The 22,269-nt window shown below is 63.4% G+C and carries 15 protein-coding genes; 5 read left to right on the top strand and 10 right to left on the bottom strand.

Translation table 11 applies throughout. The annotated features are described in order from the left end of the window. Positions 1-44: 44 nt before the first annotated feature. The gene (gene waaF / locus ABDW57_RS03540; protein ID WP_343728821.1) at positions 45-1,088 is read right to left on the bottom strand and encodes a lipopolysaccharide heptosyltransferase II; all 1,044 of its coding nucleotides are present in this window, start codon (positions 1,086-1,088) and stop codon (positions 45-47) included. After that, positions 1,085-2,317: an O-antigen ligase family protein gene (locus ABDW57_RS03535; RefSeq protein ID WP_343728820.1), complete on the bottom strand. Its 1,233-nt coding sequence runs from the start codon at positions 2,315-2,317 to the stop codon at positions 1,085-1,087. The genes waaF and ABDW57_RS03535 overlap by 4 nt, the downstream gene beginning before the upstream one ends. Positions 2,318-2,362: 45 nt before the next feature. Between ABDW57_RS03535 and ABDW57_RS03530 the strand changes: the two genes are divergently transcribed. Next, positions 2,363-3,175 carry a glycosyltransferase family 2 protein gene (locus tag ABDW57_RS03530; RefSeq protein WP_343728819.1) on the top strand — a complete coding sequence of 271 codons (813 nt, stop codon included), beginning with the start codon at positions 2,363-2,365 and terminating at the stop codon, positions 3,173-3,175. Beyond that, the gene (locus ABDW57_RS03525; RefSeq protein ID WP_343728818.1) at positions 3,172-4,254 is read left to right on the top strand and encodes a glycosyltransferase family A protein; all 1,083 of its coding nucleotides are present in this window, start codon (positions 3,172-3,174) and stop codon (positions 4,252-4,254) included. Before ABDW57_RS03530 ends, ABDW57_RS03525 begins: the two co-directional genes overlap by 4 nt. A 98-nt stretch (positions 4,255-4,352) precedes the next feature. Here the strand turns inward: ABDW57_RS03525 and ABDW57_RS03520 are convergent, their stop codons facing one another. Further along, positions 4,353-4,961, bottom strand: a complete 609-nt coding sequence (locus ABDW57_RS03520) for a response regulator (protein ID WP_343728817.1) — start codon at positions 4,959-4,961, stop codon at positions 4,353-4,355. Further along, positions 4,948-6,564 carry an ATP-binding protein gene (locus ABDW57_RS03515; protein WP_343728816.1) on the bottom strand — a complete coding sequence of 539 codons (1,617 nt, stop codon included), beginning with the start codon at positions 6,562-6,564 and terminating at the stop codon, positions 4,948-4,950. The genes ABDW57_RS03520 and ABDW57_RS03515 overlap by 14 nt, the downstream gene beginning before the upstream one ends. A gap of 232 nt (positions 6,565-6,796) precedes the next feature. Between ABDW57_RS03515 and ABDW57_RS03510 the strand changes: the two genes are divergently transcribed. Both ABDW57_RS03510 and ABDW57_RS03505 read left to right on the top strand, forming a co-directional pair. Further along, positions 6,797-7,762, top strand: a complete 966-nt coding sequence (locus ABDW57_RS03510; protein ID WP_343728815.1) for a VirK/YbjX family protein — start codon at positions 6,797-6,799, stop codon at positions 7,760-7,762. 42 nt (positions 7,763-7,804) lie between these two features. Beyond that, positions 7,805-8,038, top strand: a complete 234-nt coding sequence (locus tag ABDW57_RS03505; protein WP_343728814.1) for a DUF6139 family protein — start codon at positions 7,805-7,807, stop codon at positions 8,036-8,038. An 85-nt stretch (positions 8,039-8,123) separates the two neighbouring features. Here the strand turns inward: ABDW57_RS03505 and dnaE are convergent, their stop codons facing one another. Beyond that, positions 8,124-11,639 (bottom strand): DNA polymerase III subunit alpha, encoded by a 3,516-nt coding sequence (gene dnaE, locus ABDW57_RS03500; protein WP_343728813.1) that lies wholly within the window; start codon positions 11,637-11,639, stop codon positions 8,124-8,126. A gap of 140 nt (positions 11,640-11,779) precedes the next feature. Between dnaE and ABDW57_RS03495 the strand changes: the two genes are divergently transcribed. Then, positions 11,780-12,661, top strand: a complete 882-nt coding sequence (locus ABDW57_RS03495) for a sulfurtransferase (RefSeq protein WP_343728812.1) — start codon at positions 11,780-11,782, stop codon at positions 12,659-12,661. On the opposite strand, the gene ABDW57_RS03490 is transcribed toward ABDW57_RS03495, so the two are convergent. The 5 genes from ABDW57_RS03490 to ABDW57_RS03470 form a co-directional block, all read right to left on the bottom strand. After that, positions 12,658-13,734, bottom strand: coding sequence for an acyltransferase (locus tag ABDW57_RS03490; protein WP_343728811.1), 1,077 nt, complete (start codon positions 13,732-13,734; stop codon positions 12,658-12,660). The two genes, ABDW57_RS03495 and ABDW57_RS03490, sit on opposite strands and share 4 nt — an antisense overlap. A 7-nt stretch (positions 13,735-13,741) precedes the next feature. Beyond that, positions 13,742-15,058, bottom strand: coding sequence for a TolC family outer membrane protein (locus ABDW57_RS03485; RefSeq protein WP_343728810.1), 1,317 nt, complete (start codon positions 15,056-15,058; stop codon positions 13,742-13,744). Further along, the gene (locus ABDW57_RS03480; protein ID WP_343728809.1) at positions 15,059-16,426 is read right to left on the bottom strand and encodes an HlyD family type I secretion periplasmic adaptor subunit; all 1,368 of its coding nucleotides are present in this window, start codon (positions 16,424-16,426) and stop codon (positions 15,059-15,061) included. It abuts the gene before it with no gap. Between the two features lie 3 nt (positions 16,427-16,429). Continuing rightward, on the bottom strand, positions 16,430-18,238 hold the full coding sequence (locus ABDW57_RS03475) for a type I secretion system permease/ATPase (RefSeq protein ID WP_343728808.1): 1,809 nt from the start codon (positions 18,236-18,238) through the stop codon (positions 16,430-16,432). 225 nt (positions 18,239-18,463) lie between these two features. Next, on the bottom strand, positions 18,464-22,006 hold the full coding sequence (locus ABDW57_RS03470) for a DUF4214 domain-containing protein (RefSeq protein WP_343728807.1): 3,543 nt from the start codon (positions 22,004-22,006) through the stop codon (positions 18,464-18,466). Positions 22,007-22,269: the final 263 nt, after the last annotated feature.

Below are 22,269 nucleotides of genomic sequence, written 5' to 3'. Positions count from 1 at the left end.
TGGCACTCCCTGCTTTATACCGCAAAACTGCCCGGCTGTAACGATCAGCGCAACGACAGCATCGGTTGCAGCTTTTGCCACGCCAGGTCCGGCGTCAGCTTGACCATGCAATCCTGGTGGCCCAGCGGGCATTCGCGCTGCTTGCATGGCGCGCAATCAAGACGCAATGACAACGATGCCGCCATGTCGGAAAACGGCGGCGCGTGATCGGGATCGGTGGGGCCGTACAGCGCCAGCACCGGGCGGTTGAGCGCCGAGGCAATGTGCAGCAAGCCGGAATCGTTGGCCACCACGGCGGCCGCGCGCGCGATCAGGGCGATCGCCTCCGGCAGGCTGGTGGCGCCGGCCAGGTTGAACACCGCCGCATCGGCCGGCAAAGCTGCCGCCACTTCGGCGCAGGCTTCCTGATCCTTCGGAGAGCCGAGCAGCGCGATCTGGGTGGACGGATCGCGCGCCAGCACCTCACGCGCCAGGCCGGCAAAATGGCGCGCCGGCCAGCGCTTGGCGCCGCCGAATTCCGCACCGGGCGCCATCGCCACCACCGGCCGCGCCGGATCGATGGCATGGCGCGCAAACACTGCCGCGATCTGCTGCTCGCCGGCCACCAGCTTTGGACGCGGCAGCGCCGCGCGCAGGCCCGGGCCCTGCACCGTCACCGGCGGCTTCGCCAGCGCCGCGTAGAACGCCACCATCGGCCGTGGCGGCACTTCATCATGGTGCATCACGTTGATCATGCCGTAGCGGCTTTCGCCCTTGTAGCCGACCCGCTGCTTGATCCCCGCCAGCCACGGGATCAGGGCGTACTTGATGGTGTTGGGCAGGACATAGGCATCGGCGTAGCCGCGCTTGCGCAGCAGGCGCGCAAACTTCCAGCGCTGCTTCAGCTGCAGCGCGCCGTGGCGGAACGGCGTTTCCAGCACCTCGTCCACTTCCGCCACCTGCTTCCACACCGCCGACACGGCCGGCGGCGCCAGCACGTCGATCGGCCGTTCCGGATGGGCCGCGCGCAGCAGCTGCAACAGCGGCTGCGCCATCACGGCGTCGCCGATCCAGTTGGGGGAAATGATCAGGGTACGCAATTCACTCACTGTGCTTTCTCCTTCGCGTTCAGGCACAGTCCCGCCAGCAGGAACAGCATCATCGCGTAAAACATATTGCTGCGCACCGACCAGAAGATCACTTCCGTCAGGCCGAAGCTAAAGTAACTCAACACCAGCAGCATGCCGGCCAGCGCCGGCGCATTCAGATGGTCGCCGCCGTTGTGCATCTGACGGCGGAAGAACTGGAATGGCACCACCAGCGTGGCGCCCCACGCCAGCAGGCCGGCCACGCCGCCAAACACCAGCGCCTGCAGGATGTCGTTATGGAAGTGCTCGAACTGCAGCACATACGGATGCGCGCGGCCGCTGTCGACCAGTTCCTGCATCTCGGCCTTGACGGTGGGGATGCTGGCGCCCAGCAGCGGATGACGCTCGATCAGCTGCAGCGCGCTGCGCCACAGCTCCAGCCGGATGCCGACACTGGTGTAGGTCTGGCCGCCGCTGAAGTATTGCTGGACGTCGCTGATGCCCTCGTCGACGCGCTCGCGGGCGCCGGTCTGCGGGATGAAATAAGTGCTCACCACCAGCCCCAGCGCCAGCACCGCCAGCCCCTTGCGGAAGCGCCCGCGCAGCACATGGCCGTAGCGCACCAGCAGCACCATGGAAAAAGCGATGGCGACCCAGCCGCCACGGGTGCCGCTGGCGATCGAACCGGTGAAGCCGGCCAGCGCGCCCAGCGCCGGCCACAAGGTGCTGCGGCCGCTGAAGTCCAGCGTCGCGGCCAGGCACATCAGGCCCATGCACAGCATGATGTCGCCAAAAGTGATCGAGTTGATCAGCCCGCCAGGGCGGTCAACCCCCATGACCCAGCGCTGGTAGGCAATGAACACGGCGCCGGCCATGGCGCCGGCAATCAGTCCCCACCACAAGGCCTTGCGGCTGGGGCGGCAGGCCAGCACGGTCAGCATGACGGTGCTGGCGGCCAGCATGCGGATCGGCTTTTCCAGGTCGCGCAGGCGGCCGTCGCCGCTGAGCAGGCCCAGCAACAAGGCCAGCACCAGCACCGAGGCGAACGCTACCAATACGCCGCGAATCTCAGTAAGATGGCGCAACAGGACCGGCCAGCCCTGGCGGCGATACACCAGCGCCGTGATCAGGAACGCGAAACTGCACAGGCCGACCCCGAAGCGGGTAATCAGCAGCAGGAAGGGAAAGGCAAAGATCAGGCTGTGGATAAAGACAGTGCTGGCAGTGGACTGGGGTGAGGTATTATTCATTCATATTATCGTTTATTGCAAAAAAGCAATCCGCTACCGCTCGCTATGTCATCCGTTCTTATTTCCGTCGTCATTACCACCTACAACCGGCCGGATGCGCTGACTGCCGTCGTGGAGGCCTGCTTCGCGCAGGACGACCTCGGGTTCGAAATCATTATCGCCGATGACGGCTCCGGCCACAACACGCAGCAGGCGGTGGCCGCGCTGCAGGCGCGCGCGCCGGTGCCGCTGCGCCATGTGTGGCAGGAAGACCTGGGCTTCCGCGCCGCCCGCGCACGCAACCTCGGCACGCTGGACGCCAGGGGCGAGTACATCATCTTCCTGGACGGCGACTGCGTGCCGCAGCGGAATTTTATCAGCCAGCACCGCAAGCTGGCGCAACGCGGCCACCTGGTGCAGGGCAGCCGCATCTTGCTCAATGAACAAGCCACGGCGCGCGTGCTGAGCCAGCACCTCGACCTGCAGGCGCTGGGCACCGCCGACAAGCTGGCCTGGCGCCGCAGCGGCGCCCTCAACAAGGTGCTGCCGCTGCTGTTCACCCTGCCGGACGTGGGCCGCACCAGCCGCCGCTTCACCTGGCGCCGCATCAAGAGCTGCAACCTGGCCGTGTGGCGTTCGGACCTGGAACTGGTGAACGGCTTCGACGAAAGCTTCCTCGGCTGGGGCCACGAGGATTCCGACCTGGTGGTACGCCTGTTCAACGCCGGCGTCATGCGCAAGGACGGCGCCTACGCCACCGAAGTGATCCACCTGTGGCACCGCGAAAACGCGCGCGACCAGGAAACCAGCAACCGCGCCACCGTGCTGCAGCGCGCGGCCGACCGCACCGTGCTGGCGGTGAAAGGATTGCGCGCATGAAGCCGCAGCTGCCGGACGCTCCGCTGCTGAGCATCCTGGTGCCGGGTTATAACGTCGAACGCTTCATCACCGACTGCCTGGAACACATCACCGCCCAGATGCAGCAGCACCACGAGCTGATCGTGGTGGACGATGGCTCCACCGACCACACCGTGGCGCGCGTGCGGGCGGTGCAGGCGGCGCACCCGCGCCTGCGGATCCGGCTGGTGGAGCAGGCCAACCAGGGCATTGCCGACGCCCGCAACCGCGCCCTGCTGGAAGCCCACGGCGAATACATCCTGTTTGTCGACAGCGACGACCGCCTGCTGCCGCGCTCGCTGGAAGCGCTGGAACGCGTCATCCATGACAAGCGTCCGGACGTGATTGCCACCGCGCTGCGCTTCTGGCATCCGGATGCGCCGGACAAGGACCGCGACGTTTTCATGAGCTATGCGCCGGAGCAGACCATCACCTGCCAGGACGCCATCCTCACCTCCTTCTTCAACGACCGCCACATGTACGTGTGGTGCAAGGTATTCCGGCGCGAGATCTACGCCCAGGAAGCCATGCCGCTGTTCCCCTCGCGCCGCTTGTTCGAGGACGTGGCGGTGGTACCGCGCCTGCTGCAGCGCTGCCGCAGCCTGGTGTATCTGCCGCATGTGCTGCTGGCCTACCGCCAGCATCCGGTCAGCATCACGCGCGTGATCAGCGAGCAGTGGTGTGTGGATTTTGCCTCGGCGCTGGCGGCGGTCAAGCCGCACTTCGAGCGCGCCGGCGTGAGCGCGGCGGTGCGGGCGCAGTTTGACGTGGCGGTATGCCACTTCTACATCGGCATGGTGAAAAACTCCTACCAGCTGCCGGCCGCCAAAGGCAAGGCCGTGCGCGGCAAGGTGCGCGGCATTTTCCTCGACAGCCTGTTTGCGCCGCCGCAGCAAGTGCTGGCCGGGATGGCCGGCGCCGGCCGCCGCGACGCCCGCACCGCGCGCCAGGTGCAGCGCGCGCTGGACGGCAACCGCTGGTTCCACTTCCAGCAAAGCGCGGTGCGCAAGCTCAAGCTGTGGCAGCGGCTGGAGCGCACCCGCGCGCTGCTGCGCCGCTAACCGCAAACTCCGGGGTCAGGTCCGCCATTTCTACACGAGCCCAACCGTAGGCAGGCCTACGGTTGGGCTCGTGTAGAAATGGCGGACCTGACCCCGGATTACTGGTCCAGCATGCTGATGCGTACCAGGTCGGCCACGTTGTCCACGCCCAGCTTGCTCATCAGGCGGGCTTTGTGCACTTCCACCGTGCGCACGCTGATGCCCAGCGCCGGGCCGATGTCGCGGTTGTGGCGCCCCAGCACCACCAGTTGCATCACCTCGCGCTCGCGCGGGGTCAGTTCGTTGAGCAGGCTGGCGCTGTGCTTGCGGCGCTGCTGCTCGCTCTGGTTGGCGCGGGCGCGCGCCAGCGCTTCGTCGATGGCGGCAATCAGCTTGATGTCGTCAAACGGCTTTTCCAGGAAATCCACGGCATCGGCCTTGAAGGCGGCGCGCGCGGTGCTGACGTCGCCGTGGCCGCTCATCACCACCACCGGCAGGCGGCAGCCGCGCGTGCGCAGCTCGCGCTGCAGACTCAGGCCATCCATGCCCGACATGCGGATGTCCACCAGCAGGCAACCGCTCCAGCCGGCCTGCCAGCCCTGCAGGAAGGCCTCGGCGCTGGCAAACACGGCGGTGCGGTAGCCGCGCACACCCAGCAGCAGCCCCAGCGCATCGCGCACGGCCGGGTCGTCATCGACAATGAATACGGTTAAATCATGCTGCAACATAGTTTTCCTGCCCTTCCACTACGCGGCGCGCCAACGGCAGCGCCATCTTGAATATGCCGTGATCGCCCACCTCGGCCCAGAGCGAGCCGCCATGCGCTTCCATGATGGCCCGGCTCAGCACCAGACCCAGTCCCATGCCGCTGGCCTTGGACGAGACAAACGGCTCAAACAGGCGCGCCGCCAATTCCTCCGACACGCCCTTGCCGCTGTCTTCCACCGTCAGCTGCAGGCAACTGCCCTTGCCCCAGCGCTTGCTGTCAAGCTGCTGCGCCGACACCGTGATGCGGCGTGCGCCCTCGGGCTGTTCCTGCACCGCGTCCAGCGCGTTGGCCAGCAGGTTGCGCAGCACCAGTTCGATCTGCAGGCGGTCGGCCAGCATCGCCAGCTGCGGCATGTCGTCCACCTGCAGCGTCACGCCATGCTCACGCAACGGCACGTAAAACTGCTGGCTGACGCTGGATACCAGCTGCCCCGCGTCGACCGGCTCCAGCTTCATGGCGCCGGTGCGGAAGAAATCGCGCAGGCGCCGCACCACGTCCGCCGCCCGTCCCGATTCCGCGATCATGCGCTGGATGGTGGTTTTCAGCATGTCGCCGCCTTCCCCGCGCTCCACCAGAAACTCGCACGCCTTGCCGTACGCGGCCAGCGCGGTCAGCGGCTGGTTCAATTCATGCGCCAGCGCGGCGGCCATCTCGCCGGCCGCCGCCAGCCGCAGCGACTGCTTCAATTCGTTCGACACCCGGCGCAGCTCATCGACCACAATGCCGATCGAAAACCCCACCAGCGCCAGCATGGCGTCCAGCATCTGCAATTCCGGCACCTCGATGTTGATCGCGTTATTCCACTTGACCAGGGCACCGATGGCCGCCTGCAGCACAAACACCATCAGCGCCGTGCCATACACCCCCTGCCGCGACGCCGCCCAGATCACCGGCAGGAACAGGAAATAGAAATGCTTGAATTCCGAGGTGGCGATGGTGCCAAACACCTTGATCAGCACCAGGATGGCCAGCGTCAGGTAACCCAGCGTTTCATAGCGCCACACCGTGGCGCGCAAGCGCTGCCGCCCCTGCGCGCTGGACAGCATCCACACCAGCGGCATCGACACCAGCATGCCCACCATGTCGCCAATGCCAAAACGCAGCACCACCGCCGCCCACTCGCCCGGCGGAATCAGCCCGGCCAGCGACAGCAGCGACATGTACACCACGTCGTTCAGCAATGCGCCCACCGTCAGGATCAACACCCACAGGAACAGGCGGTTGCGGCTGTCAAACACGCCGCTGCTGCCGAAGGTGCGCCGCAAGACCTCGCCGATCAGGCCATAGCCGACTGTCAGCCACAATGACAACAGCAAGGTCAGCGGCAGCCCGGCCGGCATGCCGCGCACCACCATCTCGGCCAGCACCAGCGCAATCCACCACGGCAGCGCCGCGCGCCAGCCGTACAGCAGCCAGCACACCAGACCCAGCGCCGGGTCCGGATTCCACGGCGTGATGTTCAGGCCATACAGCGGATCGATGTAGGTGGCCCAGTCAAACAACAGGTACAGGGCGACGAACGCCGGAAAGACCAGGTAACGGGGCAGAGGAGAGGCTGTCATACGGGCCGGTTTGTATCGCAATGTATCATTATGCGTTGCCCCAGCTCATCTTGCATTGCTTTTCGCAGTACGAGTAACCCTTAGCACAAGCGCCTATCCTCTATACAACAGTTCAATTATCGAAGCAGCAATTATTACGGGAAATCCGTAGATCTTTACCCCAATTTACATTGCGTTACATGGACACTACACTCGCGACTCGCTCACAAGGCTCCCTTTTGGAAGAGTTCCAATGTCGCAGTCCATCACCATCCGCGCCGGCGCGGCAGGCTTTACCGGCCTCAAACACCTGCGCGAGAGACTTAAACTGTCGTTGCGTGCCGCCCTGCACCACCGCGCCACCTATGGCTGGCTGCAACTGCTGAATTCCCATCCCATGTTTGCCGAGCTGGTGCAAGCCCGCCCGCGCCTGATTTACAAGATTTACCGTCCCTACCTGAGCAACACCATGCCCTGCGCCCAGCGCGTGGACGTGCTGCGCGAGCATTACCGCCACGTGTTGCGCTTCGGCCTCGGTCCGCTGACGGTGCGCGCCGCCCGCGCGGCGGTGCCGCTGGCCAGCATCGAAGGCAAGAGCGGCCTGCCCTATCGCCTGCAATTGCGTGCGATCGAACCGATGGAGCGCGAGGGCGAACTGGTGCTGCAACTGCTGCAGGGCAGCGAGCTGGTGTACAGCTGCGCGTTTTCCTTCGTCCACAGCGAACAAGGCATGCTGCTGGGCATCGGCTGCATGCAAGGCCCGCGCGGCGCGCACGGCCTGCAACTGATCAAGGACGCCACCCGCGAACTGCACGGCCTGCGGCCCAAGAACCTGATGGTCAAGCTGCTGAGCCAGATCGCCCACGACCATGGCTGCGTGGCATTGCGCCTGGTCAGCAACCGCAACCGCGTGGTGTGCGGCGCCACCCGCCAGGGCAAGGTGCATGCGGACTACGACGGGCTGTGGCAGGAACTGGGCGCGCTGCAGCGCGCCGACGGCGACTACCAGCTGGCCAGCGAGCCGATCTGCGAACCGGACCTGGCGGCAATCGCGTCCAAAAAGCGTTCGGAAGCGCGCAAGCGCCATGAGACGCTGTGCGAACTGGCGCAGGCGGTGGCGGTCAGCCTGCACGCGCCGCGCATGGCAGCCGTGCCCGCCTTGGCGGCGCTGCCGCCGGTGCCGATGGCGGAGGAAGAGGAGCAGTACGCACTAGCGTAAAGAAATCCGGTAACATGAGCTTTTCGTCCGAGGAGAAATACCATGCGCGTGGATATTTATTGCCGAGATGAAGCACAGGGCAAACACAGTTACCTGGCGGTACCGGAAGGCAAGCCGATACCGGAAGAAGCCACCAACACCGACTGGCACGCCGAGGCCCAGCACGTGGAAATCGACGACGAGCGCGACGAACTCCCCAAATACCACATCGAACATCCACTGGCGCAGATCGGCGCCAAGGGCTACGCCATTACCGGCGTCAGCGCGCAGTTCTGAGGCGCCCCGGCCTGGCGGCGCTCGGCGCAAGCCTGAGCGATAGAACGCCGACTCAGCATGGGTCCCGGCTTGCGCCGGGACGACGCTAGTATTCGACGGCCACTTCCCTTGCGCCCAGCACTTGCTGCAGCGCCAGCTGCAACTCGTCCGACGGCGCCACCCGCCAGGCCTCGCCCAACTGCAGCACGCAGCTGACGCCCTGCGGCTGGATGCGCGCGGAAATCGGCAAGCCATCAGCCTGGCGGTACGGCGCCAGTACTTCGGCCACCTTTTTCGCATCGACCGTGGTCGGCAGCGCCATGCCGAGCTGCTTGCCGTGCTTGACGCGCGAGCTGATGATGTCAAACACCTTTTCCGCGGAAATCCGCAGGCCGCCGGAGAAGCGGTCTTCCGACACCTTGCCGATCACCGCCAGGAATTCATCTTCCTTGAACATGTGCTTGTGTTCTTCAAACACCTCGGCGTAGACGGTCACCTCCACCACCGCGCTCTTGTCGTCCAGCGTGACGATCAGCAGCTTGCCGCGCTGGGTCATCTGCGGCCGGATGCCGGTGATCACGCCGCACAGCATGCGCGGATCGCGCGACGGCTCCAGGTCGGCCAGCTTGGTGCGGGCGAAGCGGCGCGCTTCCGGCGCGAAGGAATCGAACATGTGGCCGGACAGGTAAAAGCCCAGCGCGATCTTCTCTTCGGCCAGCTTCTGGCGGTCGGTGAACGGCGCGGCCTTCACATAATCCGGCGGCGGTTCCAGATCGCTGTCGTCGCCGCCAAACAGGCTGACCTGGTTGGCCGACTTGGCCTGCTGGTCGGCGTACTCCATCGCAAAGCCGACCGAGGCCAGCAGCACGGCGCGGTCCACGCCCAGGCAATCGAAGGCGCCCGAACGGATCAGCGATTCAATGGTGCGGCGGTTGATCTGCTTCTTGTCCACCCGCTTGCAAAAGTCGAACAGGCTGGTGAACGGACCGCCGGCGGTGCGCGCGGCAATGATGGCCTCGATCGCGTTCTGGCCGGCCCCCTTCACCGCGCCCAGGCCGTAGCGGATCTGCGTGACTTTCTTGCCGGTGACCGAAGGCGGCGGGCCATCCGGCACAAAGCGGAAGTCGGACTTGTTGATGTCCGGCGGCAGGATGGTCAGACCGCAGATATCGATCGCATCCTCGACCAGGATCTTCACCTTCTCAGTGTCTTCCATGGCCAGCGACATATTGGCTGCCATGAACGCGGCCGGGTGGTGCGCCTTCAGGTAAGCCGTGTGGTAGGACAGCAGCGCGTAGGCGGCGGCGTGCGACTTGTTGAAGCCGTAGCCGGCGAACTTTTCCATCAAGTCGAAAATCTCGTCGGCCTTCTCGGTCGACAGGCCATCCTTGGCGGCGCCGGCGCGGAAGATGGCGCGGTGCTCGGCCATCTCCTCGGCCTTTTTCTTACCCATGGCACGGCGCAGCATGTCGGCGCCGCCCAGCGAGTAGCCGCCGACGATCTGCGCCATCTGCATCACCTGCTCCTGATACACCATGATGCCGTAGGTTTCGGACAGAATCGACTCGGTGCGCGGATCGGGGTAGTCAAACTTCTCGCCGTGCTTGCGCTTGCAGAAGTCCGGAATCAGGTCCATCGGGCCCGGACGGTACAGCGCCACCAGCGCGATAATGTCCTCGAAGCGGTCGGGACGCGCATCCTTCAGCATGCCCTGCATGCCGCGTGATTCAAGCTGGAATACGGCGACCGTCTTGGCCTTGGTCAGCAGCTCGTAGGACGGGCGGTCGGTCAGCGGCAGCTTGGCCAGATCGAAATCGGCCTCGGCCGGATCGAGCGCCTTGATGTAGCGCACCGCGCGGTCGAGAATGGTCAGGGTGGTCAGGCCCAGAAAGTCGAACTTCACCAGGCCGACGGCTTCGACGTCGTCCTTGTCGTACTGCGACACCACGCCGGAATCGCCGGACTGGGTGTACAGCGGGCAGAAGTCAGTCAGCTTGCCCGGCGCGATCAGCACGCCGCCGGCGTGCATGCCGATGTTACGGGTGATGCCTTCCACCTGCTGCGCCAGATCCAGCAGCTGCGCCACTTCTTCCTCGTTCTGCTGACGCTCCTTCAGCATCGGTTCTTCCTCGATCGCCTCGGCAATCGAGACCGGCTTGCCCGGCTTGAACGGAATCAGCTTGGAAACGCCGTCGCAGAAGTTGTAGCCGAAGTCCATCACGCGGCCGACGTCGCGGATCGCGCCCTTGGCCGCCATGGTACCGAAGGTGGCGATCTGCGACACCGCGTCGCGGCCGTACAGATCCTTCACGTGCTGGATCACCAGCTCTCGCTTTTCCTGGCAGAAGTCAATATCGAAGTCGGGCATCGAGACCCGTTCCGGGTTCAGGAAGCGTTCGAACAGCAGGTTGTATTTCAGCGGATCGAGGTCGGTAATCTTCAGCGCGTAGGCCACCAGCGAGCCCGCACCCGAACCACGGCCCGGGCCGATCGGCACGCCATTGTTTTTGCCCCACTGGATAAACTCCGCCACGATCAGGAAGTAGCCCGGGAACTTCATCTTGATGATGGTGTTGTTCTCGAACTCCAGGCGCGCCTCATAGCGCGGGCGTTCCTTTTCGCGCCGCTCGGGATCGGGGAACAGCTGGATCAGGCGCTCTTCCAGGCCCTTCTTGGTTTCGGCCACCAGGAATTCATCGATGGTCATGCCCGGGGTCGGGAAGTTCGGCAATTGCGGCTTGCCCAGCGTCAGGGTCAGATTGCAACGCTTGGCGATTTCCACCGAGTTTTGCAGCGCGGCCGGCAGGTCATGGAACAGCTCGCCCATCTCGGCCTGGGTCAGGAAACGCATCTGCTCGTTGAAGCGCTTGACGCGCTTGGCGTTGGCCAGCATCTCGCCTTCCGCGATACACACGCGCGCCTCGTGGGCGATGAACTCATCGTGCGAAATGAACTGCACCGGATGGGTCGCCACCACCGGCAGGCCCAGCTTGGACGCCAGCGCCACCGAATGACGCACCTGCATTTCCTGGTTGGGCTGGCCGGCGCGCTGGATCTCGATGTAGAAGTGGCCGGGGAACAGCTGCGCCCACTTGCGCGCGTTCTGCTCGGCCAGGGCCGGATTGCCATTGTCGATGGCCATGCCGATGTCGCCGAAGTGGGCGCCGGACAGGGCGATCAGGCCGTTGGCCGGCGAATCGTCCGGCAACAGCGGATAGGTCTTGGCGGTCAGTTCCTGCAGCCACTCGGTGCGGATTTCAGCGCGGCCTTTGTACTGGTTGGTCAGCCAGGCTTGCGACAGCAGCTCGCACAGCTGCAGGTAACCCATGCGGTTCTTGGCGAACAACATCAGACGCGACGGCTTGTCGCGGTTCTCGTCATTGGTAATCCAGCAATCCACACCCACCACCGGCTTGATGCCCTTGCCGCGCGCCGCCTTGTAGAACTTCACCATGCCGAACATATTGGCCAGGTCAGTCACCGCCAGCGCGCCCTGCTGGTCCTTGGCGGCCTGTTTGACCAGGTCATCAATGCGCACCAGACCGTCGACGATGGAATATTCCGAGTGCACCCGCAAATGGACGAAAGACGGTCCCGCCGGTACCACTGCAGTGCTGGTCATTTCTTGTTGGTTTGCTACCATGTTCATAGGCGGGTTCAATACTGGATCAATAACCCCCTATTTTACCGCGCAGCGGCCAGGACCGGAGCGGCGGATCAGCGTATAATGTCGCCTTTCCCTTTTTTGTTCCTCACACCATCATGCAAGCTAATACTGCTTTACAAGCTGAAGCGCATGCTGGCGTTGCTCCGCACGTCAACATCGCCGCCTACAAATTCGTCACCTTCGACAACACCGAAGCGATGCGCCCGCAATACCAGGAAATCTGCCACCGCCTGGGCCTGAAAGGCACCATCCTGCTGACCCCGGAAGGCATCAATATGTTCCTGTCCGGTCCGCGCGGCCATATCGACGAATTCCTGGCCTGGGTGCGCAGCGACGCCCGCTTTGCCGACCTGGAAGTGAAGGAAAGTTTCTCGGCCGAGCAATCGCACAAACGCATGCTGGTCAAGATCAAAAAAGAAATCATCACCATGCGCATGCCGCTGATCAAGCCGGAAGAAGGCCGCGCGCCGTTCGTCGAAGCCAAGACCCTCAAGCGCTGGCTCGACAACGGCGTCGACGACCACGGCAAGCCGGTGGTCATGGTCGACACCCGCAATGATTTCGAAGTGGACGTCGGCACCTTCGACAACACGGTCGACTACCGCATCAAGAAGTTCACCGAATTCCCGGAAGTGATTGCCGCCCACAAGGACGACTTTGAAGGCAAGACCGTGGTGACCTTCTGCACCGGCGGCATCCGCTGCGAAAAGGCCGCAATCCACATGCAGAACATCGGCTATGACAACGTCTACCAGCTGGAAGGCGGCATCCTCAAATATTTCGAGGAAGTCGGCGGCGACCACTACACCGGCGACTGCTTCGTGTTCGACTACCGCACTGCGCTGAATCCGAAACTGGAACCAACCGAAACCGCCCAGTGCTTCAACTGCCGCGCCGTGGTCACCCCGCGCCAGCAGCTGTCGCCGGAGTATGTGGTGGGCGAGTCGTGCCCGCATTGCTACGGCAAAACGAACTAAAGCAGTTGCCGGCGCAGGCGCGCCTGCGCCGGCAGTTCAAACCAGCGATACAGGAAGTAAGCCGCCAGCAGGCTGGCACTCATGAACAGCGCGAAAAACCCGACGCTGTGATAAGGGATCGCCACACCGCGTGCATTGCACACCAGCGCCAGCGCCAGCTGGATGGGAAAGTGGATCAGGTAACTGGAATACGTCATATTGCCGGCCGCTTCGATCAGTTGCTGCCAATGCGGCGGCACGCGCAGATCGCGTGCCAGCAGGAACAACAGCGCCGGCAGATACGCCAGCAGGAACATCGGTGCCACCTGGTCGTGCGGCCTGTTGGCCAGCCACAGTCCCACTGGAGCGGCCAGCGCCGCCCCCAGCAAGGCATAGTTCAGTGCGCGCGACGACGCCCAGCGGCCATAAGCCACCGCCGCCATGCCGCCGGCAAAGAAGTAGGCCACCGCGTCCACTGCGGGAAATACCTGGCTGCCCCAGTGCCACTTGGCCAGCGTGCACGCCAGCAGCACAGCCGCACTGACCCAAACCGAACGCCCCAGCAGCCGAAGCACCACAAAGAACAGCAGGTACACCAGCACTTCCACCGAAATCGACCAGATTGGCGCGTTGAAGCTGTAGCCATCCTGCCAGCCCCAGTGACTGGCCAGGAAAAGATTCAGGACCAGGTGCTTGAAGTCGTTGTGCTGGTAGACGAAGTAATAGCCGCGCTGGGCGAAGTAGACCAATTGCAGTAGCCCGACCAGCAGCATGGTGGCGAAATGCAGCGGATACAGGCGCGAAAAGCGCAGCACAAAGAATCTGCCCGCGCCGATCGCACCGTCGGCAATCGCCGTGCGGTATTTCCAGAAGAAGATAAAGCCGCTGATGCACCAGAACACCTGCACGCCGTAAAAGCCGTAGCGGTAGAACACCAGGAACAGCCGGTACAACGGCTGTGCCTCGGTGACGAAATCCACCGGCTTGTCCGCCACGAAGGCGAAATGCTGGTAATGCCAGAACAACACCGCAATCGCGGAAATGAAACGCAGGATTTCCAGTCCCAGCAGTTTGCTCTGGCGCGCCGGCTGCATCGCGGCCTTATTCGAAATGCGCCGCCAGCAGGCGCACGTCTTCCGCCGACAACACCCCGGCCTCGGAACGCAGGCGCAGCGCGGCCAGCATGTAGGTATAGCGGGCTTGCGCCAGGTCGCGCTGGGCCGTGACCAGCTGGCGTTGCGCGGTCAGCAGGTCGAGGTTGATGCGCACCCCGCCCTTGATGCTTTGCTCGGTGGCGGTGACCAGCAGCTTGGCCGACTCCACCGCGCGCAGCAAGGCGTTGACGCGCGCTACGCTGCTGGTCACCTGGTTGTAATTGCGGCGCAATTCCACCAGGCTCTTGTCGATTTCGGCATCGAGGTCGGCCTGGGCCTTGCCGCGGTTGGCGGCGGCCTGACGCGTGGCCGCGCTCACCGCACCGCCCTGGTACAGCGGAACGGTCAACTGGAAGCCGACGCTGCGCACCTTGGTTTTTTCATCAATCGTGCTGGTGGTGTCGGAATCAAGCTTGCCGTAGGTGGCGGTCAGGTCCAGGCGGGGGAAGTGGCCGGCGCGCTGCTTGTTGATTTCCTGGCTGGCCACCTCCACGCCCTTGGTCAGGGCCTGAATGTCGGGGTTCTGCGCCAGCGCGGTTTTTTTCCACTCCTCGTAAGGCTGCAGGTCGGCGTTGGACACCTGGTAGCCGGGGCGCAAATGGTCCAGGCCCTTTACGTCCTCGCCCACCACGCCAGACAGCGTATCCAGCGCCGTCTTCAGTGCATCTTCCGCTTCCAGCACCGAGGCTTCGGCCAGGTCCAGACGCGAGCGCGTTTCCAGTTCGTCGGTGCGGGTGCCCTCGCCTTTTTTGTACAGCAGGGCGTTGACTTTCATCTGCTCGGCGTACATGTCGCGCTCAGTGCGGGCCAGCGCCAGCTGGTCTTCCTTGAGCAGTGCCTCCAGGTAGGAACTCACGACGCGCATGATGACTTCCTGGTTCTGCGAGGCGAACTGCGCTTCGGCCTGTTCGCTTTGCGCCTTGCCCTGCTTGTAGCGCGACCAGGCATCTACGCTGAACAGCGGCTGGCGCACCTGCACCGTGGCGTTGCGCGAGTTGTAATCCTGCGCCTGGGTCTTGCCGAAATACTCGATGGTATTGCGGTTCTGACTGCCGCTGTAGTTGATCGACACGCTCGGCAACAGCGACGAACGGCCGAGGATGCGGTTTTCCTTGCCGCCTTCCGCCTGATAGTAGGCGGAGCGGTAGACCGGATCGTTTTTCAACGCTGCTTCATACGCTTGCATCAGGCTCATGGCCGAGGCGTTGGCGCACAACAGCATGCAGCCTGCCGCCAGCGGCAACAGTTGGGATGGCTTGAACACTTAGTCCTCCGACATCGACGTTTTGGCGCGGTCGAAGACCGGCTTCAGCAGATAGCTCATCATGGTGCGTTCGCCGGTCTTCACGAACAATTCCACCGGCATGCCGGGCACGATGTTCAGCTTGTGCTCGGCAATCAGCCTGGCGCCTTCCGGCGTCACGCGCGCACGCACCTTGTAGTAGGGCTGGCCGTTGCGCTCGTCCACGGTGCGGTCGGCGGCCACCTGGATGATCTCGCCCGGAATGTGCGGCGTCTTGTTGGTGTTGAAGGCCGAGAAGATCAGTTCGGCCGGCAAGCCCACATGCACGCGGTCCACCAGGTTGACCGCCAGTTGACCTTCCACCACCAGCGCGTCCCCGGTCGGCACGATTTCCATCATCTTGGCGCCCGGCGCGACCACGCCGCCCTTGGTGAACACATTGCTGCCCACCACCACGCCATCGACCGGCGACTTCACGTCCACCGCGGCCACCTCATACTGCTGGCCCTGCAAACGGCCGGCCAGCGATTCGGCTTCCTTGTGCACGTCCGACAGCTGGCTGCGCACTTCCTTTTGATACTCCTGCAGGCGCTGGGTGCGGCGCAGATTGCTTTCCGCCACCTGGCGGCGGGCGCGCGCCAGATTGCCGACATCTTCCGAGATGGCGCCGCTGACCTGGGCGTAGGTACGCTCCAGTTCCAGCAGGCGCGAGCGCGGGATGTAGCCTTCCTTGGCCAGGTCGCGGCTGTTGTCCAGTTCTTCCTTCAGGAAGCTCAGCTGCGCCTTCTTGCTTTCACGCGATTCATCCAGGCCCTGGATTTGCGCGCTCAGGCCGGCGGCGTTTTCGCTCATGGCGGCCAGTTCGCTTTCCAGCGCCAGCTGGCGCGAGGCCAGCAGCTGGCGTTGCAGTTCCATGTTTTCCTGCACGCGCGGATCATTCTTGAACGGTTCCAGTTCCGGCGGGAACGGCACCGTCTTGCCGCCTTTCAGCTCGGTGGTCAGGCGCGCTTCGGCGGCGCGACTGACGATGTACTGGGCCAGCGTGGTGTTCATGGCCGAGCTGGCCTGCACATCGTTCATGCGCACCAGCACCTGGCCAGCCTTGACCACGTCGCCGTCGCGCACCAGGATGTCCTGCACCGTGCCGGCGCTCAGGTACTGCACCGTCTTGCGGTTGGTTTCCTTGGATACGAAGCCGGACAGGGGCACGCCCTTGTCCAGCGGCGCAAAGCTGGCCCACAACAGAAAGCCCAGCACGCCGCCCAGCACCACGATCCAGCCGACCTTGGCGTAGGCGCCCGCATCGGTATTCACTTCCAGTGGCGTGACGTCATGCGAAATGACATCGGTTGCCGGCTGCTCCGGCTTTTTAATGAGATTGCCTGCCATGTTTTACTCCTGATTCGTCGCGGCGCCCGGAGCGCCAGTCTGTGCGGCCTGCTGCGCGGCTTGCGCAGCCTGAGCCGCCTGCTGGGCGGCTTGCTGTTGCGCGGCCTGCTGGGCAGCCACTTGTTTCTGCTGCTGGGCCTGCAAGCCCTGCAACACTTCCTGGGTCGGACCGAAGGCGGCCACCGCGCCGTCGCGCAGGAACAACAGCTTGGTGGTGGCGCCGATGATGCTGGTGCGGTGGGTGATCAGCACCACCGTCTTGCCGCGCTGGCGCATGCCTTGCACGGCCGCCACCAGCGCCGCTTCGCCGGCGTCGTCCAGGTTGGAATTCGGTTCGTCCAGCACCAGCAGCGCCGGGTCGCCGTACATGGCGCGGGCCAGGCCGAGGCGCTGTTTCTGGCCGCCAGACAGGCCGCCGCCGCCATCGGCCAGCAAGGTGTCGTAGCCTTTTGGCAGGTGCAGGATCATGTCGTGCACCCCGGCGCGCTTGGCGGCCTCCACCACTTTCTCGGCATCGACCTCGCCAAAACGGGCAATGTTGTCTGACACCGTGCCGGCGAATAGTTCGATATCCTGCGGCAGGTAACCGAGGTTTGGCCCCAATTCCCCCTTGTTCCACTGATAGATGTCGGCGCCATCCAGGCGCACCTTGCCCATCACCGCCGGCCACACGCCCACCATCAGGCGCGCCAGGGTCGACTTGCCGGAACCGCTGGGGCCAATCACGCCCAGCACGTCGCCGGCCTGGATGGCAAAATGCACACCGCGCAGCACCGGCACGGTGACGCCCGGCGGCGAAGCGCTGACATTTTCCACCGACAGATTGCCCTTCGGCGCCGGCAGTTCCATGCCGGCCGGACGGGCCGGATTTTTTTCCAGCAGGGTACTCAAGCGCTCATAAGCGCTGCGGGTCGAGGACCAGCTTTTCCAGGTGGCGATCACCTGCTGCACTGGCGCCAGCGCCTTGCCCACCAAGATCGAGGCGGCGATCATCATGCCCGGGGTTAGCTTGCCTTCCAGCACCAGCAGGGCACCAAATCCCAGCACCAGCGACTGTTGCGACGATTGCACAAACTTGGTGACGGCATTGATGATGCCGGCCTTCTCGCTGGCCTTGGCCTGCAGGTTGAGGAAGCGCGAATGCAGCTTGAACCAGCGGTTCATCAGGTTGGGCAGCATGCCCATCGACTCGATCACTTCGGCATTGCGCAGGTTGTTGGTGGCTAGATTGCCGGCCGTGATGGCCATGGTGTTGGCTTCCGCCAGTGGCTCCTTGGTGGCGCGTTCGTTGACGTAGGCCAGCACGATCAGGATCAGCGTGCCGCACACCGAGAACACGCCCAGGCTCGGCTCGAATACGAAGATCACCGCCAGGTAGATCGGGAACCACGGGGCGTCAAAGAAGGCAAACAGGGCATTGCCGGTCAGGAATTGACGCAGATTGGTCAGGTCCGCCAGCGACTGGCCGGCGTTGCCGCCGGCTGCCTTGAGGTTTTGCTCAAAGGCGGCGGTATAGACGCGCTTGTTCATTTCCATGTCGAACTTGGCGCCGACCCGCACCAGCACGAAGGACCGCACCAGCTCCAGCACTGCCATGAAGGCGTAGCCGCACATCATCAGGATAGTCAGCATCAGCAGGGTGATTTCGTTGCGGCTGTTCAGGACGCGGTCGTAGACCTGCAACATGTAGATGGACGGCACCAGCGCCAGCAAGTTGATGATGGCGCTGAACACGCCGATGGTATAGAAGGTCCGCTTAAAACTGGACAAGATCGTCTGGATCTCGTTCTTGGCATTCACGAGTGTTTTCATAGCTTGGGCAAATGAAGGGGCGGCAAGGGCCGCACAAAGAGCTTCTTTTCAGAAAGACGAGACATTATCCCTCAATTCGCGCAAGAAATGTGATCTACGTCACAAATTTTTAGTGACGCCACACTTTTCCAGCTTAAAAGTAAAAAACCCCTGGCACCGGAGTGCAAGGGGTTTTTACCATCCACCCTGCCCGGCCAAGGCCGGACAAGATGGCACCAGGGTCAATTACGAAATGACGACCAGGGTGTGGTTGGTTGCGCTGAACGACGACTTGCTCAGGTCGACCAGGCCGGTGATTTTCACGATGACGTCGGTACCGTTGTCGAAGGTGGTGCCGTTGCTCACGTTGTCGATCACGTAGGTGTTGCCACCGATCTGGAACCACGATACGTCGCCGGTGTCGGTTGCAGCGATAGCGGCGTTGGCGTAATCCTGGAACACTGCGGTATCAGCCAGCGAGACTTTCGACGCATTGAAGTCAACTGCCGAAGCAGCAAACTTGATGATGTCGCCGGCGGTCAGGTCGGTGATGGTCGCGTAGCTGTTGACGTTGGTGGTAGCAGCGGCCACGTTGAACGTGTCGTTGCCAGCACCGCCGGTCAGGGTAGCCAGGTTGCCAGCCACGATCAGGGTGTCAGCGCCTGCGCCACCGTTCAGGGTGTCGCCGGTGCCAGCTGCGGTCAGGGTGTCAGCAGCGGTACCACCTTTGATGGTTTCAGCAACGGTACCGTTGGTCGAAGCCACCAGCTTGCCGGTCAGGGTCGACGCGTCCAGGGAGGTCAGCGCGACGTCTGCGGCTTCGCCGGTCAGGGTGACGTTGGCGTTACCGGTCACAACAACCGACTTGACCGAATCAGCATCCAGGCTCAGGGTGTGGGTGTTGATGGTCGAAGCGGTGCTGTCAGTTGCGGTAATGTTGATGGTTTCAACGTCCGCAGCTTTCAGGATACCGAAGTCGGTGTCAGCACCGTTTTTCAGTACCACGTTCAGCACGTCAGCGGTACCGGTGGCGTCGGCCAGTTGCACGTCCACGGCGCTGGTTGCGTCGCCAGCAGCGGTGGTCAGTTCAACGGTACCGGCAGCAGCCAGGTTCTTCAGGGTTTCGGTGAAGCCAGCAGCTGCACCAGCCGAGATGACGTAGCTGATGTTGTCCAGGTTAGCCAGATCAACGGTCAGGCTAGCAGCAGCTTGGTTCAGGCTCAGCTTCTCGAAGCCGTCGAACTTGGTAGCGAAGGTGTTGTTGGTCGAGTTGGTTGCAGCAACGCCCGAATCCAGCACCAGGGTGTCGGTGCCGTCGCCGCCCGACACGTTCGCGCCCAGGGTAAGAGCGGTGAACGCGGTCAGGTCCAGGGTGTCGTCGCCGGCGCCCAGGGTGATGGCTTTGGTCACGGTGGTGCTCGACACGGTCACGGTGTCTTGGCCAGCGCCGCCGGTGAAGGTGCCGACGGTACCATTGATCTTGATGGTGGTGTTGCCAGTGGTCGCCGAGGTGTTGACGCTGGTTGCGGTGGTCGCGTCATCCATGATCAGGCCAGCCGAGCCGGACACAGTCACGGTTTTCAGCGCGCCCAAGGCGGTACCGGTCAGATCGGCCACGCCAGCACCCGATACGGCCAGAGTAGCAACGGCAGCGCCGGTAGCGATGAAGGCCGAATCCGAAGTCACCGCCAGGTTCACGGTGGTGTAGGCGCCGCCCACAGCGATGGTGCCAGCAGCATCCACGCCCAGGTTGTCAACGGTCAGCGCCAGGGTGGTGGCTGCGGTGTTGGTCACAGTCACGTTGGCGTCGGTGTTGGCCACGTTCAGGGTGGTCAGCTTGTCCGAGACGATGGTAGCCGCGCCGGTGCCATCCAGGGTAACGGTGGTCAGCTTGCCGCCAGCGTCGTCATTGATGGTCACTACGCCACCAACCACGCCCAGCACGCCTGCAACAGCGTCAACTGCAGCGGTGCCAGCCACGGTGGTGCCCACGGTAGGCGCGGTGGCGGTACCGTTGTCAACGTCGATGACGGCGTTGGTGCCAGCGGTTTTCTCAGTGAACACCACTTTCGAGGTGGTGCCGCTGGTGACAACTGCGCCCGACGAGAAGTTTGCCAGTGTGCCGGTGTAGATACCATTGCCGGCAGCAGCCGAACCTTGGCCAGCGCCAGCAGCGATGCTAGCGAAGGCAGCAGCTACTTGCGCTGCGGTCAGGGCTTTCGAGGCGGTGAAGGTCAGGCCGTCGATGATCACGGTCTGGCCGGCGGTCATGGCAGCGAAGGTCACTTCGGTGGTCTGCTTGACAGCAGCCACGGCGTCCACGGCGCCAACAGCGGTCGCAGCAGCGGTTTGCACCACGGTCACGGCAGTTGCTTTACCGCCGCCGATGTCTACAGCGCTCTGGGTGATGGTGTGGCCGGTGGTGTCGGTCGCAGCAGCGGTCGCGTCCGAGGTTGCGGTCTGGATCACGGTGACGGTCGAGCCGCCATCGATGGTGATCGCGCCCAGGGTCGCGTCAGCGCCAGCAGCAGCAGCGCCGATCGAGGTCACGTTCACTGCGCCGGTGGCTTTGGTGATCTGGCCGATGTCGATGGTACCGGTGGCAGCGCCCGAAGCGGTAACCGACACGGTGGTGCCGCCGTCAACAGCGATGTTGCCGGTCGATTGCTTGGCGTCGTTCACCGAGATCGCGCCCTTGGCACCGGTGGTGGCGCCCAGGGTGATGTCCACGCCGGTACCGCCAGCGGTGGTGACCGATTGGGTCGAGCCGCCGTCGATAGCGACGTCGCCGGTTGCGCCGGTGACCGACACAGCGGTGGTGGCAGCAGCGGTGATGGTGGCGGTGGTCGCCTGGGTCACAGCGATGTTGGTCAGGCCGGTGATGCCGGTAGCAGCGGTCTGGTCGAAGCTGATGCCAGCTGCGCCGCGGAACGACAGATTCTCAACATTCTTGACAACCAGGCCGCCTGGCAGCGAGGTCAGCGCGTCCAGCGCCAGGATGTTCAGGGTGTCGGTGCCTGCGCCGCCGTCGATCGAATCCAGTGCGTTCAGGGTGTCGCCGGTGGCGCCGCCCTGGGTGTAGGTGCCGTTGAAGGTGTCGTTGCCGTTGGTGCCGGCGACGGTTTCAACTGCGGCGGTCAGGTTGGCGGTGGTGCCGCCGATCGAGCCGGTCAGCACGGTGCTGACTGCGGCCAGCACGGTGGTCTGGTAAGCAGCCACGTCGGTCGAAGCGGTGACGTCCTTCAGCAGGCCGGTTGCGGTGGCAACGGCAGCAGCGGTCGAGTAAGCGTTGATTTTTTCTGGGGTGTCCAGAGCGGCGGTGAAGGCGGTTGCCACTTTTTGCTTGTTCTGCACGGCTTGTGCATCTAGCAGGCCTTGGGCCGAAGTGTTGCTCAGGGCGCCTTCAGCGATGGCCAGCGCGGCGTTGGCGCGGCTCAGGGCGCCGGTTGCCAGGGCGTTGTACCAGAAGTCCCAGCCTGGGCCCAGATCTGGGGTGCGGCCGATTACGTTCTGGAATACCGCTACCAGGAATTTCGAAATGCCGATTGGGCTGTTGTCGGTACCGTACAGGGCGGTCGATTCGGCCGACGACGAGAAGCTGTTGATCAGCGCGTTCAGAGCAGGATTGCTACCCGATTGCACAGCGGCATTCAGTTCGGTGATGGTCTTCGGTGCGCCCATTGCATCCAGTTGGGCTTCGAAGTTTTGCAGACCGAAATAATCGGCTGGACGGCCGAAGTATGCAACGTACAGCTGTTGTACCACTGCTGCGTAGTCTTGTGCTGCCATGATTTGTAATCCTTTAAGTATGGTTTAAACCGAAAATTCTGCCGCCCATGCCACAAACAGCGCTGTCTGCAACGTGGGCACCTTTTTTGCAGAAGTGCGAAGTATATTGCCATACTAGGGATACGATGTTGTGACGGGCGTCACAAAACGCGGTTTTTTGTGCCGGAAACCACGGTTTTTTACACAATGTTGCAAGTGGGTTGCTCAAAGAATGGGCAAAAGCACGGTAAACGCAATTTTTGGTGAGAATTCACCGGGCGAAA

It is taken from the genome of Duganella sp., assembly GCF_039595735.1.
GTDB lineage: Bacteria > Pseudomonadota > Gammaproteobacteria > Burkholderiales > Burkholderiaceae_D > Rugamonas.
Note: the sequence above shows the minus strand (reverse complement) of the source record. Positions and strands in the feature narration are given on the sequence as shown.